The sequence below is a fragment of the Brevibacillus schisleri genome (genome assembly GCF_055685845.1).
Map to the genome: position 1 here is coordinate 2640689 of NZ_JBVNDM010000001.1, position 16767 is coordinate 2657455.

The 16767-nt window shown below is 47.2% G+C and carries 19 protein-coding genes; all 19 read left to right on the plus strand.

Translation table 11 applies throughout. The features are described from left to right. The first annotated feature begins 128 nt into the window (after positions 1-128). The 19 genes from ACUUHJ_RS13125 to ACUUHJ_RS13215 all read left to right on the plus strand — a co-directional run bounded on the left by ACUUHJ_RS13125 (position 129) and on the right by ACUUHJ_RS13215 (position 16760). The gene (locus tag ACUUHJ_RS13125) at positions 129-1313 is read left to right on the plus strand and encodes a D-alanyl-D-alanine carboxypeptidase family protein (RefSeq protein WP_289677638.1); all 1185 of its coding nucleotides are present in this window, start codon (positions 129-131) and stop codon (positions 1311-1313) included. A gap of 147 nt (positions 1314-1460) precedes the next feature. Then, positions 1461-1811 carry an anti-sigma F factor antagonist gene (gene spoIIAA, locus ACUUHJ_RS13130; protein ID WP_007724108.1) on the plus strand — a complete coding sequence of 117 codons (351 nt, stop codon included), beginning with the start codon at positions 1461-1463 and terminating at the stop codon, positions 1809-1811. Beyond that, entirely contained in the window at positions 1811-2260 is a 450-nt protein-coding gene (spoIIAB, locus tag ACUUHJ_RS13135; protein WP_007724107.1) for an anti-sigma F factor, read from the plus strand. Before spoIIAA ends, spoIIAB begins: the two co-directional genes overlap by 1 nt. A gap of 11 nt (positions 2261-2271) precedes the next feature. Then, complete coding sequence (gene sigF, locus ACUUHJ_RS13140) at positions 2272-3027, plus strand: RNA polymerase sporulation sigma factor SigF (RefSeq protein WP_005827375.1); 756 nt, start codon at positions 2272-2274, stop codon at positions 3025-3027. Between the two features lie 177 nt (positions 3028-3204). Further along, the gene (locus ACUUHJ_RS13145) at positions 3205-3819 is read left to right on the plus strand and encodes a stage V sporulation protein AA (protein ID WP_234127840.1); all 615 of its coding nucleotides are present in this window, start codon (positions 3205-3207) and stop codon (positions 3817-3819) included. Next, a complete protein-coding gene (locus tag ACUUHJ_RS13150; RefSeq protein WP_289677642.1) occupies positions 3816-4235 on the plus strand; it encodes a stage V sporulation protein AB in 420 nt (139 codons plus the stop codon). The genes ACUUHJ_RS13145 and ACUUHJ_RS13150 overlap by 4 nt, the downstream gene beginning before the upstream one ends. A gap of 80 nt (positions 4236-4315) precedes the next feature. Beyond that, entirely contained in the window at positions 4316-4801 is a 486-nt protein-coding gene (gene spoVAC / locus ACUUHJ_RS13155; protein WP_016739973.1) for a stage V sporulation protein AC, read from the plus strand. Between the two features lie 13 nt (positions 4802-4814). Next, positions 4815-5840 carry a stage V sporulation protein AD gene (spoVAD, locus tag ACUUHJ_RS13160; protein WP_472299061.1) on the plus strand — a complete coding sequence of 342 codons (1026 nt, stop codon included), beginning with the start codon at positions 4815-4817 and terminating at the stop codon, positions 5838-5840. Next, positions 5840-6190, plus strand: coding sequence for a stage V sporulation protein AE (gene spoVAE, locus ACUUHJ_RS13165; RefSeq protein WP_289677643.1), 351 nt, complete (start codon positions 5840-5842; stop codon positions 6188-6190). The genes spoVAD and spoVAE overlap by 1 nt, the downstream gene beginning before the upstream one ends. Before the next feature lie 29 nt (positions 6191-6219). Next, positions 6220-6804 carry a stage V sporulation protein SpoVABEA gene (gene spoVAEA, locus ACUUHJ_RS13170; protein WP_472299062.1) on the plus strand — a complete coding sequence of 195 codons (585 nt, stop codon included), beginning with the start codon at positions 6220-6222 and terminating at the stop codon, positions 6802-6804. Further along, positions 6788-8257: a spore germination protein gene (locus ACUUHJ_RS13175; RefSeq protein ID WP_289677646.1), complete on the plus strand. Its 1470-nt coding sequence runs from the start codon at positions 6788-6790 to the stop codon at positions 8255-8257. Before spoVAEA ends, ACUUHJ_RS13175 begins: the two co-directional genes overlap by 17 nt. Positions 8258-8436: 179 nt before the next feature. Continuing rightward, positions 8437-9759: a diaminopimelate decarboxylase gene (lysA, locus tag ACUUHJ_RS13180; protein ID WP_289677647.1), complete on the plus strand. Its 1323-nt coding sequence runs from the start codon at positions 8437-8439 to the stop codon at positions 9757-9759. Between the two features lie 124 nt (positions 9760-9883). Beyond that, entirely contained in the window at positions 9884-12157 is a 2274-nt protein-coding gene (locus tag ACUUHJ_RS13185) for a GGDEF domain-containing protein (protein WP_289677649.1), read from the plus strand. A 67-nt stretch (positions 12158-12224) separates the two neighbouring features. Continuing rightward, on the plus strand, positions 12225-12653 hold the full coding sequence (locus tag ACUUHJ_RS13190) for a peptidylprolyl isomerase (protein ID WP_289677650.1): 429 nt from the start codon (positions 12225-12227) through the stop codon (positions 12651-12653). A 183-nt stretch (positions 12654-12836) separates the two neighbouring features. Beyond that, complete coding sequence (locus ACUUHJ_RS13195; protein ID WP_064199941.1) at positions 12837-13505, plus strand: site-2 protease family protein; 669 nt, start codon at positions 12837-12839, stop codon at positions 13503-13505. A gap of 19 nt (positions 13506-13524) precedes the next feature. Continuing rightward, the gene (locus ACUUHJ_RS13200) at positions 13525-14289 is read left to right on the plus strand and encodes a segregation/condensation protein A (protein WP_016739981.1); all 765 of its coding nucleotides are present in this window, start codon (positions 13525-13527) and stop codon (positions 14287-14289) included. Further along, the gene (gene scpB / locus ACUUHJ_RS13205; RefSeq protein ID WP_016739982.1) at positions 14279-14863 is read left to right on the plus strand and encodes an SMC-Scp complex subunit ScpB; all 585 of its coding nucleotides are present in this window, start codon (positions 14279-14281) and stop codon (positions 14861-14863) included. The genes ACUUHJ_RS13200 and scpB overlap by 11 nt, the downstream gene beginning before the upstream one ends. A gap of 144 nt (positions 14864-15007) precedes the next feature. Then, positions 15008-16177, plus strand: a complete 1170-nt coding sequence (locus tag ACUUHJ_RS13210; protein WP_472299063.1) for a D-alanyl-D-alanine carboxypeptidase family protein — start codon at positions 15008-15010, stop codon at positions 16175-16177. Then, positions 16170-16760 (plus strand): nucleoside recognition domain-containing protein, encoded by a 591-nt coding sequence (locus ACUUHJ_RS13215; protein WP_012686100.1) that lies wholly within the window; start codon positions 16170-16172, stop codon positions 16758-16760. The genes ACUUHJ_RS13210 and ACUUHJ_RS13215 overlap by 8 nt, the downstream gene beginning before the upstream one ends. Positions 16761-16767 lie beyond the last annotated feature (7 nt).

Below are 16767 nucleotides of genomic sequence, written 5' to 3' on the forward strand. Positions count from 1 at the left end.
AAGTGTCCCTTCTGCTAGTAGCGGGAGGGATTTTTTCGCTTTCGAGAAGATAATCTTGCCGTTTTTGTGTGAATATTTTCCTTTCATGATGGTGAGAATAAAACCATGAATGGAGGGAAGAGACTGCTATGAAACGGAATGGATACCTCGCTCTATGCTTCGTTATGTGCTTTACCATCTTTTCTCCGATGGCGATTGCCAAAGAAAAGGCTGGACAGCAAAAGAGTGACAATCATTTTGCCCCACAAGCTTCATCCGCAGTGATGATCGAAGCGGATACGGGAACAGTCTTGTATGAAAAGAACGCCAATGAAAAAATGCCACCCGCCAGTATCACCAAAGTAATGACCATGTTATTGATCATGGAAGCGGTGGAGCGGGGAGAGCTTAAGCTTACCGATAAGGTTCGAACAAGTGAAAGAGCAGCATCGATGGGCGGATCGCAAATCTTTCTACAGCCCGGTGAAGAAATGACGGTAGAGGACATGTTGAAAGGGATTGCGATTGCCTCAGGGAATGATGCCTCTGTAGCAATGGCTGAGCACTTGGCTGGAACGGAAGAGAGTTTTGTCACGCGAATGAATGAACGGGCACAGCAGCTCGGCATGAAAAATACGCATTTTGTCAACTCGAATGGACTTCCTGCCACGAATCACTACTCATCGGCAGCAGACATTGCGATCATGTCACGCGAGCTCTTAAAGCACGAAGGCATCACGAAGTTCACTGGTACGTACCAAGACTACTTGCGAAAAGATACAGAAAGCCCCTTCTGGCTTGTGAATACGAACAAGCTGGTACGCTTTTATGAAGGGGTGGACGGTTTGAAAACAGGGTACACAGGCGAAGCGAAATATTGTTTAACAGCGACTGCCAAACGCAACAACATGCGTGTCATTGCAGTCGTTTTGGGTGAGCCAGATGTAAAAACACGCAACAATGAAGTATCGACCATGTTCAATTACGCATTCACGCACTTTCAGGTGACGCCGATGTACAAAAAGGGAGAACCTGTGCGCACACTCGTAGTAGATAAGGGTCAGAAATCGCAAATCAATGCGGTGACACCCCATGCAGTTAGTTTGTTGATGAAAAAAGGAGAATCGGCCGATACCTTCCAGAAGGAAATTGTCATCAAGGAAGCGGTTCACGCACCGATAGCAAAGAACCAAGTAATCGGCCACATTTTCATCCGTACGAAAGATGGCAAGGAAGTAAATCGAATTGATCTGTTCCCGGAAGATCAGGTAGATAAAGCCAACATGTGGGAGATTCTCAAGCGAACCACCAAGAGCATTTTGATTAGCTACTAGCAGACAGCATGAGCGCGAAAAGAATCGAGTTGCCCCGAATGGAATGGCGCGGCTGCTCGATTTTTTTGTTCTTTTGTCGGCTGGCAGGAATTGGTTTCGCCGAGGAAGAAAGAGAGTTTCTATCAAGGGAGAAGGAGTGTGGCAGCTATGAGTTTACGAGTTGCGATGGAGACACGGCAGGACGTGCTAGTGATCCGTTTGCAGGGTGAGCTTGATCATCATACGGCAGAGGAGTTGCGCAAGAAGGCGGATGATCTTTTGCGTACCTCTACTATCCGTCATATTGTGCTGAGTTTGGCTGACTTGACGTTTATGGACAGCTCGGGTATCGGGGTTATTTTGGGAAGATACAAGCAGATTTCTGCCCGATCTGGAGAAATGTACGTCTGCTCGATCAATCCAACGATCTATCGAATATTTGAGATGTCCGGGTTATTCAAGGTGATCAAGTTTCGCGAAAATGAAGCGGATGCTTTGCATGTTCTGGGGGTGGCGTAATGATGGTACAGCGTAACTTTATGTCAGTGTCGTTTGCAGCATTGAGCCAAAATGAAGCATTCGCACGTGTAGCAGTTGCAGCCTTCATTTCGCAACTCGATATTACGATGGACGAGCTGGAAGAAATCAAAACCGTTATATCCGAGGCTGTTACGAATGCCATTATCCATGGTTATGACGAAAATCCAGAGGGTGTGGTACAGATCTCTGTGCGAATTCAAGAGGATAGCATTGATCTGATTGTGGAAGACAATGGACGTGGAATTGAGGATGTGGAGCAGGCCATGCAGCCACTCTATACGACGAAACCGGAGCTGGAGCGCTCTGGAATGGGCTTTACTATAATGGAGAATTTCATGGATTCTTTGGAAGTGGCAACGGTTGTGGGTAAGGGAACAACTGTCCGCCTCACCAAACGCCTGGCGTTTGCCAAAGCCTTGCAAAATTAGGGGTAGTGCCAATGGGTGCCGATATTAAAAACGCGAGTCAACCATTTCTGACCAATGACCAAGTAAAAGAGCTAATCGCCAAGAGCCAAGCTGGCGACACTGAGGCACGCGAGCTTCTCGTCAACAGCAATATTCGGCTGGTCTGGTCCGTCGTCCAGCGCTTTATCAACCGTGGATACGAAGCGGATGATTTGTTTCAGATCGGTTGTATTGGCCTATTGAAGGCCGTAGACAAGTTTGATCTCTCCTATGATGTTCGATTCTCAACCTATGCTGTGCCGATGATTATCGGGGAAATTCAACGCTTCTTACGCGATGACGGTACAGTCAAGGTAAGTCGATCACTCAAAGAAACAGCCAATAAGGTACGACGAACAAAGGATGAGCTGTACAAGCAATTCGGTCGCGCACCCACGATTGCTGAGGTTGCGGACGCGGTGGGGATTACACCAGAAGAAGTCGTGTTTGCGCAAGAAGCAAATCGGGCACCTTCTTCCATCCATGAAACGGTTTTTGAAAATGATGGGGACCCGATTACACTGATCGATCAGATTGCAGATGAAGGGGTCAATAAATGGTTTGAAAAGATTGCGCTTAAGGATGCGATCAGTCGATTGAGCGAGCGGGAACAACTCATTGTCTACCTGCGCTACTACAAAGATCAGACGCAGTCGGAAGTAGCGGAGAGACTGGGAATCTCGCAAGTACAGGTATCGCGCCTCGAGAAGCGCATTTTGCAAACGATCAAAGACCAAATTGAGCACTAACAGATCCAAACACTCCGGTCACTACGTGGCTGGGGTGTTTTGTTTTGTGAATAACAACTCGACGTTTTTCATTGAACAGAATGTGACCGCTTACGGTCATTTCTTTTATTTGCATGGGTTTTGTGCCTCGGCACATACTAGCGAATAATCAGGTATGTGATGGAAGGGGAAGGTACCATGAAAGACGCGTTGTTTCTGCGCCTGAGAAAGCGATTGGCGGTAAAGCCACAAGCCATGATTACGCTTGGGGACATTTGCCAGCTTTACTGGGATGGAGAGCGCGAGGAAGCGTTAAAGCGGATGCCCATTTACCAGGCAAAGCCAACAGATGGCAATTTGATCATCATCGATATCATGCAGGTGATTAAAAGGCTGCGTTCAGTCTATCCCGACGTGGAACTGGACGTCCAAGGTGCTCCCCAAATCATTGTGGAGGTGCTTAATCCACGAAAGAAAGCGAACCCGATTTTGGTGGGGATGGTGTGGCTTCTGCTGTTCATTGGCTCAGGATTGGCGATCATGAATTTCCATACCGATGTCAGCATGATGCAGGTTCACGAACGAATCTACTATTTGATTACAGGTGAAAAAAGCCATCAGCCCTTGTGGATGCAAATTCCATACTCTATCGGAATTGGCTTGGGGATGATTCTGTTTTTCAATCATATCTTCCAGAAAAAAATCAACGAAGAACCTAGTCCGCTAGAAGTGGAATTGTTTATGTATCAGCAAAGCCTGGATCAATACTACATACAAAATGAAAACAAGGAAAACCAACGGACGAAGAAATGAGTGTCATCAAGTGCTTGTTGCTTATTTTGATCGGGCTGGGTGGAGGGCTTGCAGTAGGGAGTGGGCTGGTTGCGTTTATAACCGTTCTGGACATCATTCCAAGGTTGACACAATTAACGAATGCTCAACGATATATCCGCTCGCTGGAATGGGCCTTGGTGGTAGGAGCGCTTTTTTTTACGTTTATTGATTTTTTTCATTGGGGAGCTCATTTGCCAGTGATTGTTTCTTCCATTTACGGGATATTTGCAGGGATATTTGTGGGGACACTCGCCGCAGGCCTAACGGAGGTTCTGAATGTCTTCCCGATATTAGCGAAGCGAATCCACATGGATGGCAGCCTTCTCTTTCTGTTGATGGCCGTCGTTTTGGGAAAAGTGACGGGTTCATTACTACAATGGCTTCTCCATCTGTGAAATGGTAAATACCACTATTCATAGGCATCTTTAGAAAAAGGAAGGATATAGGAAGAAAGCATATAAAGGGAGTGATTGGCATGGCAACCAAAACAAAATCCAAAAATCCCGGATCGATGCAGATGACCAAACAACTGTATCAACAGCAGGCTTCGAAGTTCCAGCCCAAACGAAACGTTCTGCTGAACTCGTTTCGTGCTTTCTGGGTAGGAGGGACCATATGTTTGTTGGGTCAGGCCATTCAAAATATGTATATTACCTTCTTCGGATTTACGGAGAAAACGGCAAGCAATCCGACCGTTGCGACGCTTATCTTTTTATCTGTTTTGCTGACAGGATTAGGTGTGTATGACAATATCGGGCAGTATGCTGGAGCAGGATCAGCCGTGCCTGTTACAGGCTTTGCCAACTCGATCGCTTCTGCTGCCATCGAGCATCGGAGCGAAGGGTTGGTGCTCGGCGTTGGCGGAAATATGTTTAAGCTCGCTGGTTCGGTCATTGTATTTGGGGTTGTTGCTGCTTTTATTGCGGGAATTATAAAGAGCCTGTTCAACATGCTTTTCTAAGGGAGGGCTGTGGATGTCAAACAATCAACCAGTGAAACGAGTCAATCGGCAAACCTGGCACTTCGATCAAAATGTTCGTCTGCAAAGCTCAGCAGTTGCTGTGGGACCAAAAGAAGGCGAAGGACCACTGGCGCACTTGTTTGATAAAATTCACGACGATATGTATGCAGGCCAACAGACGTGGGAAGACGCAGAACGCCAGATAATGGAGGATGCAGTCAATACCTTGTTGCAAAAGGCGGGCATTACAGGCAAAGATGTGGATCTCATTCTCGCTGGCGACCTGTTGAATCAGAACATCACGACCAACTTTACAGCAGAAAAGTTGGCGATGCCTCTACTCGGCATGTACGGAGCGTGCTCAACCTCGATGCTCACACTGGCAAATGCGGCGGCTCTGGTAAACGCAGGCTATGCAAACAAGGCGATCGCTGCTTGCAGTAGCCACAATGCCACAGCGGAGAGACAGTATCGTTATCCCACGGAATACGGAGGACAGAAGCCCCCGAGTGCCCAGTGGACGGTGACAGGAGCTGGTGCAGGATTGGTTGGAATCGGGGGAAATGGTCCACGCATTACATATGCGACGATGGGAAAAGTAGTGGACATGGGGATTAAAGATCCGTTCGACATGGGGACGGCCATGGCTCCAGCTGCTGCATCGACGATCCAGACTCATTTTGAAGATACGGGGCGCTCCCCACAATCCTATGACTTGATTGTGACTGGCGACTTGGCTGCTGTCGGGTACCCAATTCTGAAGGAGCTCATGTTAACCGAAGGATATGACATGGATCAAGTCTACAATGATTGTGGGTTGATGATTTACTCGCCTGATCAGGATGTATTTTCAGGGGGGAGCGGTTGCGCAAGTAGTGCCGTGGTCACGTATAGCTACATTATTGATCAGCTAAACCGTGGCTTACTGAAAAACGTATTGGTTTGCGCCACGGGAGCACTTTTAAGCCCGGTAAGCACTCAGCAGGGAAATTCGATACCGTGCATCGCACATGCGGTTGCGCTTGAAGGAGGCAGCTAATGGAATACCTGATTGCTTTTGTCGTAGGGGGATTGGTTTGTGTAGTGGGTCAACTCCTTCTTGATGTTGGCAAGCTAACGCCTGCTCATGTCATGAGTACGCTGGTCGTGACAGGAGTCTTTCTCGATTTTATCGGCGTGTATGACAAATTTATCGATTTCGCAGGCGCAGGTGCGACTGTACCGATCACGAGCTTTGGTCACTCTTTGTATCATGGAGCCATCAGCGAGGCCGAACAACATGGATTGATCGGTGTAGCAACGGGGATTTTTGAGGTCACGAGTGCGGGTATATCGGCTGCGATCGCATTCGGATTTTTTGCTTCTCTCATTTTTAAACCCAAAGGGTAAGTCTAGGCAGTAAAAGGCGGTGACCCAGCATGGACACAGTACGCCGGAAAGTCATATTGGTGACAGACGGAGATCATATTGCCCAAAAGGTTATCGAGAATGTCGCCAAACAATTTGGTGGTCGATGTATCTCACTGTCTGCCGGGAATCCGACTCCACTGCGAGGGAATCAGATGGTCGAACTGATTAAGATGACACCTTATGATCCTGTTATCGTCATGTTCGATGACAACGGAGATTACGGCAAAGGGAGAGGGGAACAAGCACTCGAATACGTGGTGAAGCATCCTGATATTGAAGTAATTGGTGCGATTGCAGTAGCCTCGAATACACAATGGGTCAAAGGTGCGACGGTCGCTTATTCCATAAACAACCAAGGACAAATTGTAGACGAAGCGGTGGACAAGGACGGGTACGCAGACGAGCAACTTCAGCATCATATTTATGGAGATACCGTAGACATTTTGAATTCGCTGCATGTACCCAATGTCATCGGGATTGGAGATATAGGCAAAATGGAGGGGAGGGACAGTTTACAAAACGGTTGTCCCATCACAAAGAGAGCGGTGCAATGGATAATGGAAAGGAGCGGCGCTCATGGCACAGGTCACTGAAAAACGTCATCCCATCTCGCCTTATCTGGAAGAGAATCAGAAGTATTTGAACGACAGACTTGGTGTCGGCAAGAGTTTTGATATTGGTGTCCATGATTTTTATGTGGGCCATACACGCATGTTGTTGTATTACATAAACGGCTTCGCGGAAAGCCTACTGATTTCGCAGGTCATGCGTGAGCTGAATGATGTACGTGAGCGGGATATGGCTGACAACGCTTTCGACCATTTGTTTCACAAATTCATCCCTTTCTACCAACTGAGTAAGGTAGATACGACTGACGAGTTTATGGATAAATTGCTCGTCGGTCAAGTAGGTCTGATCATTGACCGATCTTCCCACGCCATTATCCTCGATGCCAAAATCCTGCCGAATCGCACACCGCAGGAGCCGGATACGGAGAGGATCGTACGCGGCGCGCATGACGGTTTTACAGAAGTACTCGTAACCAATACGTCTCTTACCCGCCGAAGAATACGTGACGAACGGCTCCGATTCGAAATCATGCAGATTGGGGAGCGCACCAAGACAGATGTTGCGGTTGCCTACTTACACGATGTAGCGAATGAAGAGCTGGTTCATACGTTGAAGGAGCGTCTACAAAACATCCAAATTGACGGAATCCCGATGGCAGAAAAAACCGTCGAAGAATTTATCATCGGAAAAACGTTGAACCCTTTTCCATTAGTCCGATATACAGAACGTCCCGATGTGGCTGCTGTACATCTATTGGAAGGTCACGTATTGATTTATGTGGATACTTCGCCAAGTGTCATGATCACACCCGCCACCTATTTTCATCATGTCCAGCATGCGGAGGAATATCGGCAAACGCCGGTAATCGGTGCTTATCTGCGCTGGGTTCGTTTTCTGGGAATCTTTGCATCGGTTTTTATATTACCGATCTGGTTGCTTTTGGTCATGCACCCTTCCATGATACCAGAGCAGCTTCATTTCTTAGGGATCAAAAAGATGGGCAGCATTCCTATTTTGGCACAATTCGTGATCGCTGAGCTCGGTCTCGACTTGATGCGGATGGCCGCCATTCATACGCCTGCGCCGCTCTCGATTGCCGTAGGTTTATTGGCTGCGATTCTGGTCGGGGACGTGGCGATCAAGGTAGGGCTCCTGGCACCCGAGGTTATTTTGTATTTGGCAGTGGCAGCAATCGGGATGTACTCGACTCCCAGCTATGAGCTGAGCTTGGCAAATCGACTTATTCGCTTGTTTTTAATACTTATGGTGGGCTTTTTCTCTACACCGGGACTGATGATCGGAATTACAATCATCCTGATTTTCTTGGCTTCCACCCGTTCACTCAATACGCCTTACTTGTGGCCGTTCATTCCATTCAACTACAAAGGGATGAAAGATATTGTGGTACGGCTGGCTGTGCCAAGCAAAAACAACAGGCCGAGTATCGTTCGCTCGCAAAATTCCTCTCGGCAATAATATTCTGAAAACGGATGGCATCACCCATTGTCAAACGCACAACCTTGTAGTAAATTGTAGGGAAGCCTTACGAACAAAAGTTTCTGTATGGCAACTGACGCTCCTTGTTGGTTGCCTTTCTTTATAAAAAGTTGTCTATATACATCATCGGTGCGAACGAATTGGGGAGGAAACGGAACATGTACTTACACGGGACAAGTCGAGTGAATGAACAAGGAAACTTGGAAATCGGTGGCTGTGATTCAACACAGCTAGCTGCTACTTACGGAACACCTTTATATGTGTATGACGAACAACAAATTCGCACTAAATGCCGGGAATTTGTCGATGCGTTTCACAATACGGGTTTTTCATTCCAGGTTGCTTACGCGAGCAAAGCATTTTGCACGATGGCGATGTGCAAGCTGGTTGAAGAGGAAGGTTTGTCACTCGATGTAGTATCTGGCGGCGAATTGTATACAGCCCTGCAAGCTGGATTCCCCGTAGAGCGCATCCATTTTCATGGCAACAATAAATCTTATGATGAGTTAATCATGGCGCTTGATGCCAAAATTGGCTGTTTCGTTGTGGACAACTTTTATGAGCTGCACATGCTTGTACAATTGGCCGAAGAGCGAAACGAAAAAGTCGCCATTCTCTTGCGTGTCACGCCGGGTGTAGAAGCTCATACCCATGAATACATTTCTACAGGGCAAATTGACTCCAAGTTTGGCTTTGATGTGCAAAACGGCCAGGCTCTTGAGGCGATTCAATTCTCTCACGAAAACAATCATCTCCATTTATTAGGAGTTCATAGCCATATTGGTTCACAAATATTTGAAACAGAAGGCTTCCTCGTCGCTGTCAAACGGTTGACAGAGCTGTTGGGCGAAGCAAAAGAAAAGCTGGGATTCCTCCCGGAAGTACTGAATGTAGGAGGCGGCTTCGGTATTCGGTATGTAGAAGGCGATACACCGCAGCCAGCGGAAACGTATATCAAAGCCATTACAGATATCGTTCGCCAAGAACTCACGGCGCTTGCGATTCCTCTACCTGAGATTTGGATCGAGCCAGGTCGCAGTATTATAGGCGATGCAGGGACAACCTTGTACCGAATTGGGTCGCATAAGAACATTCCTAATGTCCGGAAATATATTGCGGTCGATGGTGGGATGACAGACAATCTGCGACCAGCTTTGTACGATGCAGAATACGAAGCAGCGATCGCGAACAAAATGAATGCACCTGCCACTGAAACTGTATCCATTGCAGGGAAGTGCTGTGAGTCAGGTGATATGCTCATCTGGGATGTGAAGCTGCCAGAAGCGCAAGCAGGCGATATTCTCGCCGTCCCAAGTACAGGTGCATACGGTTATTCGATGGCGAACAACTACAACCGGATCGCTCGTCCGGCAGTTATATTTGTAAAGGACGGAGAAGCAGAAGTAGTCGTAAGACGCGAGACGTACGCAGAAGTAGTCGGTCATGATGTTTTGCCAAAACGCGCACAGCTTCTGCGCTAAATTTCATAAAAAATGCACAAACCTTCCTGATTGTTTGGGAAGGTTTTGTATTTCCTTCATCTCTCATTCATGATTGCTTAATGTTTTCTCGGCATAATGGAAGGGTGAGGGGGAGCGATTCATCATGTTGTCGACTCTTATGAAGCGGTTTCGACGAATACCCTATATTTCATTGGACAAACGTCAATGGATGAAGGCGATGATTGGGCAAGAAGTGGAGAGAGAGAAGAAAGTCGTCATGTTTTATATAGATATCGTCAAGCTGACAGAGGTAGAGAATCGCTACGGAGATACGAGTGCCAAGAGAGTTCTGCATATATTCGAAAGCATTTTGCCAGCTGTAGCTCGCCAAGCATTTGAAATCAAAGGGAGAATCATCGCAATTCAAAAGCTGTGGGGAGACGATTTTGCCATCTACACTTCCTTTTCGAAAATGATGAGTGAGGAAGACTGTCAAATGCTATCGATTCATTTTCAGGAGCTGGCTGAACGACAGTTAAATCGACAAGTGAGCTTCGTCAATCGCGAGGAGCTTCGTGTCCATATCGGCTATTCGGAAATCATCGGAGAAGATATCGTGAAAGAGATGTATACCTCTGTCAAACATGCCGTACATATGGCCAAGTATGGGATTACCTCCGAAAAATATGCGCACATTAGACAATTTCACAAGCTGCTTGCAGAAGAAAACGTTCAGATGCACTTCATGCCGATCATTCATTTGCCAAATGGCGAAGCTTTGGGATGGGAAGCACTGGCGCGAGGACCGGTTAACAGTCTCTTTGCAACTCCTGCTGCCTTGTTCAATTATGCACAAGAGACAGATACTGTGTTTCGTTTGGAGCATATATGTCGTAAACGGGCATTGGAGCATACCCGCTACCTGAAGCCTCATGAAAAACTGTTCATCAATTTGGACCCACGTGCGATTGACGATCCGTTTTTGCTGCGTGGAAAAGTGCAGATGCTTTTAGCAGAGTATGAGCTGACACCACAAAACATTGTGTTTGAAATTACAGAGCGACACGCGATTACGAATTACGCTGTCTTTCGAAAAATCATTGAGGAGTACCGCAAGCAGGGCTATATGATTGCCGTAGATGATGCGGGAGCAGGGTACTCCAGCTTGGAATCGATTACAGAAATCTACCCGGACTTTATTAAGCTCGACATGTCCTTGATCCGTAATATTGATGTCGATCCGATTAAGCAGGCGTTGTTGGAAACGTTTGTATCCTTTGCTGACAAGGTGAACTGCAAAATCATAGCAGAAGGGATCGAGACAGAACGTGAACTGGAAACGCTCATGGACGTCGGTGTCATCTACGGACAGGGTTACTATTTAGGTAAGCCGGATAAAGGGATGGCGCAGCTATGTGGAAAAGCGATGAACTTTCTGCGGCTTACGATGGAAAAGCGCATTGAGCAGGAAGCAGTGTCAATACTGCCCACTCCGGCTATGACGGAAATCTTGACGAAGACAATCAGTGTTGAAAAGCATGTGAAAGTAAGACGCATCCATGAGATTTTTGAACAAAATCAGCGAATTGAAAGCGTGGTTGTGCTGGAGAACGGCATACCGGTTGGGCTTGTGATGCGGTTTTCTTTGTATAAAATTCTGGGTGGTCAATACGGAATTGCCCTATATTATGAAAGGCCCGTTTCTCAAATCATGAATACCAATCCGCTAAAAGCTACCAAAGACGACAAGTTGGATGAGGTAGCGAAGCGGGCGATGGCCAGAGATGCTTATCATTTGTATGATGTGGTCATTATTATTGATGAGAATGGTGAGTACATCGGTATTGTTACCGTACAGAAGCTGTTGGACAAAATGGCTTCTATCAAACTCGAGCTGGCGAGTTCAGCCAATCCGCTGACAGGATTGCCGGGGAACGTGCAGATTGAAAGAGAATTGAACCAACGACTAAAACGGAATGATCATCAGGTGGTCATCTACTGTGATCTCGACCGGTTCAAATGGTTTAACGACCGCTACGGGTTTGAAGTGGGAGATCAGATCATTGTGCGAACCGCGAACTTGTTGCGAGAAGCCGCGAAATGGTACGGGAGTGGGTCTGACTTCATCGGTCATATTGGCGGAGATGATTTTATCTTGATTACGACAGCGCAATGTGCGAATGATGTTGCTTTGTTTATCATGGATGCTTTTACGCCATACTTTTCGGACATTTATGAAAAGCGCAGAATGGGGGACGGTCAGGAGCTCTCGATGTCGATGGCAGGTGTCGTGCTTTACGCAGGGAAGTACACCAGTGCGGAACAAGTTGCAGAGAAGGCAGCGTATGTGAAAATGGTGGCAAAGGCAAAGACGGGGACTGTATTTATTACCGACTGTGAGTTGCCTGGTGAAGAGCAGATCCGCATCGAGGGATAAATTGGACGTCAATCGTTCTCCATGGTAGAATGGGTACGTTAACTTTACAAGGTATGGAGGTCAACATATGAAAAAGGCGCTCATCACCATGGAAAATGGTAACCAAATCGAGCTGGAGCTGTTCGATCAAGAAGCTCCGGGCACAGTTGCAAACTTTGAAAAATTGATCAACGAAGGCTTCTACAACGGTCTGTCCTTCCACCGCGTTATCCCTGGCTTCGTAGCACAAGGCGGATGCCCATACGGAACAGGTACAGGCGGTCCTGGTTACACAATCAAATGTGAAACAAAAGGAAACCCACATAAGCATCTGCGCGGTTACCTGTCCATGGCACACGCAGGAAAAGACACAGGCGGAAGCCAATTCTTCATCTTGTATGATGCTTTCCCTCACCTCGATGGCGTACATACCGTATTTGGTCGCGTCACTTCCGGTATGGAACACGTTGATGCAATCAAACAAGGCGATAAAATGGATACAGTAAAAGTAGGATAATAGACGTTGCATGAACACCGATGAGGGAATCCTTGTCGGTGTTTTTACGTCAGGATGCATGCTGGGGCAGTTTTGAATGGGGTTGTAAGCCTATCTATCTGCTGGTATGCTAGAAGATAGACGATTTTTATCTGGGGTTGTTCAAAAAGATGACTTTTTGAACGCGCATGATTGGAGGAAGCAATGGATCTTTTTCACTTTGATTGGAAAACGGTACCGTTTCGCTTAATTGCGTTCGTTATCGCTTTCACTTTGCATGAATGGGCGCATGCCTTTGTTGCTTGGAAGCTGGGTGACAATACGGCGAAATCGGAGGGCCGCTTAACATTAAATCCAATCCCGCATATTGATCCATTTGGTTTGATTCTCATTCTGTTTGGTCCATTTGGTTGGGCGAGACCAGTGCCGATCAACCCTCTGAATTTCCGTGGGAACAAGCGATTAGGGATTGTTTACGTTTCTTTTGCAGGTCCACTCATTAACTTGATACTCGCGGTTTTGTTTTACCTGGTGTATTTCGTAGTAGTGAATTCCGGAGTGCTGGTTGGCATGCAAGAAAAAGTGGCTTACGCAATTGATTTAACACTACGTTTTTCTGTTTTGATCAATACAGCTCTTTTCATCTTCAATCTTTTGCCGATTCCGCCATTGGACGGTTACAAAATACTGCGATTTTTGTCGCCGCGGAGTTGGGATGGAAAGTTTTACAATTATGAAGTATACGGGCCGTGGATTCTCCTATTACTCATCTTTATTCCGGGGGTCAGCACAATCGTTTTTGGTATTCCCCATGGGATTGCTTTAGAATTGGTTCAACGAATTGGAAATAGTATCCTAAGCGTGTTCATCTAACGGAAACGAGGGACGACTTTTGGCTTACAGCATCAAACTTGATTCCTTTGAGGGACCACTCGATCTGTTGCTCCATCTGATCGACAAGGCTGAGGTGGACATCTACGACATACCGGTAGCGGAAATTACGGAGCAATACCTCGCGACGATTGACAAGATGCAAGAGCTCCAACTGGATGTGGCCAGTGAGTTCGTAGTCATGGCGGCTACGCTCCTCTCTATTAAAAGCAAGATGCTGTTACCGAAAAAGGAGGAGCATGTCTTTCAGCAGTTCCTCGATATGGATGTAGACGAGATAGACCCGCGTGAAGAACTGGTTGCGCGTCTGTTGGAGTACAAGCGCTATAAGATGCTTGCCGAGAACCTGAGAGAAATGGAAATCGGTCGTAATCAAGTCTTTACGCGTCCCGCAGAGAATTTGTCTCCTTATGTGCGTGAAGAGGATCATACCGTAACGAATGTGACCCTCTACGATTTGATCAATGCGCTGGAAAAGCTGGTAAAGAAAACGAAAGAAAAAGAACCGATGACCAAGGTGTCGCGCGACGAAATCTCCATCAAGGATCGGATGACGGAGATACGCCAAGCGGTACGCAGCGGTGGGATGGTCCGTTTTTCTGAGTTGTTTACGCAAGGGGCGACGCGCACAGAGATTGTGACGACCTTTCTCGCCTTGCTTGAGCTCATGAAGGCCAAGCACATTACTTGTGTACAAAATCAATTGTTTCAAGACATCATCATATGTGAAAACGGAACGGAAGGAGCCCATACTGATGGACTATGACAAGCTGAAAGGCGTAATCGAGGGCTTGCTGTTCATCTCGGGTGATGAAGGAATCGATGCCAAAGAAATCAGTGAAATCACTGAGGTGTCGGAAGAAGAGGTCATCGATTTGATCGAAGACATGAAAGCTGACTTCCGCCGGGCAGGACGCGGTATTCAAATCGTGGAAGTGGCAAAAGCGTATCAGCTGACTACGTTGCCCGAGCATGTACCCTATTTTGAACGGCTAGCAACATCGCCAGGTCAGTCAACGCTATCCCAAGCAGCATTGGAGACTCTCGCCATTGTTGCGTACAAGCAGCCCCTGACCCGTTCGGAGATTGAAGAAATACGTGGCGTTAAATGCGAAAAAGCACTGAACACCCTCTTATCCAAACAACTCATTCGCGAAGCGGGGAGAGCAGAGGGGATTGGACGCCCCATTTTGTACGCGACCACCAAAGAATTTTTGGAGCATTTTGGTCTACGGGAACTGGGGGATTTGCCAGAACCGCCTGTCAATCTTGATATTGAAGAAGCGCGTCTAGAAGCATCAGCGCTATTCGGAAAAGCAGAAGAAGCGACAAACGACTAGTTACAGCCCGGACAGTTTTTCGTACTATCATACGACTCGTCCCCATATACTATGGTACAAACCTGTGTATCGTGGTATAACGACGGCTTTTCTCTTGACTTATAGTCAAGGTTGAGCCCAAGTTTTCAAATGGGGAGGACGTTTATGAACATACGAAAATATCTGTCCGGCGTACTCGTCGTTTTTCTTTTTATACAGATGGCTCTTACGCCGGCAGCAGTGCTAAAGGCTGCTGCAGCTCCACCTAGCTTGTCAGCAGAAGGGGCAGCACTAATCGATGTTGAGAGTGGACGGATTCTTTATTCCAAAAACGGTACGAAAAAAATGAGGATTGCGAGTCTGACCAAAACAATGACAGCAATCGTAGCAATCGAGATGGGCAAATTGGATGCACAGGTAACGGTACCACCACAAGCGGTAGGGGTGGAAGGGTCATCGATCTACTTGAAAAATGGGGAGAAGCTCACGCTGGAAGAACTGCTGTACGGTTTGATGCTGCGATCTGGCAATGATGCGGCCGTCACCATCGCAACGCACATCGGAGGGTCAGTCCCCGGATTCACTTACTTGATGAATGAAAAGGCGGCCATGATTGGAATGGAGCATACGAATTTCACCAATCCGCATGGTTTAGACGACAGTAACCAGCATTACTCCACACCGGAAGATATGGCAAAGCTGTCCGCCTACGCCTTACATAATCCGGTATTTCGTCAAATCGTCTCCACGAAAGTCAAGGATATTTCATGGGAAGGTGAACAGTGGGACCGGCGCCTACTGAACAAAAACAAGATGCTTCACCTCTACAACGGTGCTGATGGTGTGAAAACGGGATACACAAAACTCGCGAAGCGCTGCCTGGCTTCCTCTGCCACACGGAATGGAAGGCAGTTGGCGACGATTACTCTAAATGCTTCTGATGACTGGAACGACTCGGCCAAGCTGATGGACTGGGGTTTTGCGAATTATCCGCTACAAGAACTGGTCAAAAATGGGCAGGAGGTAAAGCCCGACACGCCAGTCACACTTGAAGCAGGAACTCATCTTGTCACAACAAACGCTTTTCAGTATCCACTGCAAACGGCAGAGATAGAGGCCATTCACAAGCGTGTCGTTATGGGAGAATCAACGGTAACATCAAAAATGAATGGTCAACTAGCAGGATTTCTTCAACTTTATTTAAAGGAAAAGAGGATTGGGCAGGTTCCGTTGCTAGTTCGTGTGGATACGCCGACGCTAGCAGCTCCGAAAGCTTCACGCTCAATGTGGGAGCAGTTTTGGGGAATAGTGTCAGGGGGGCTGTGGAGTGCTTAATGTCATTTGGCTCGGGCTCATTGTCATTAGCATTGTCGTTGCAGCCGTGACAGGGCGAATGGAAGCGATCAACGCAGCAGCGTTTGAGGGAGCCAAGACGGGCGTAACGGTTTGTCTCGGACTTCTCAGTGTTCTCGCCTTTTGGATGGGAATGATGCGGATTGCTGAAAAGTCAGGACTCCTTGAGCTATTGGCGCGGGTGTTGTCTCCGATCATCCAAGTCCTTTTTCCCGATGTACCAAAAGGGCATCCTGCCATGGGCTATATCCTCTCAAATATGAGCGCAAACCTGCTCGGGCTTGGTAATGCAGCAACTCCAATGGGGCTAAAAGCAATGGAAGAGCTCCAAAAGCTGAATCCAGATAAGCAAAACGCTTCGCCGGCCATGTGTACGCTGCTGGCGATTAATACGGCAAGCATTACGATTATTCCTACGACGATGATCGCGATCCGCATGCAGTATGGGTCCGTGAACCCCGTAGAAATCGTAGGTACTACGCTGTTATCTTCCTTTGCTGCCACCATTGTCGCTCTGTTGATTGATCGGATGTATCGTTATCGGCATATACGAAGACACAGATAGGGGGAGT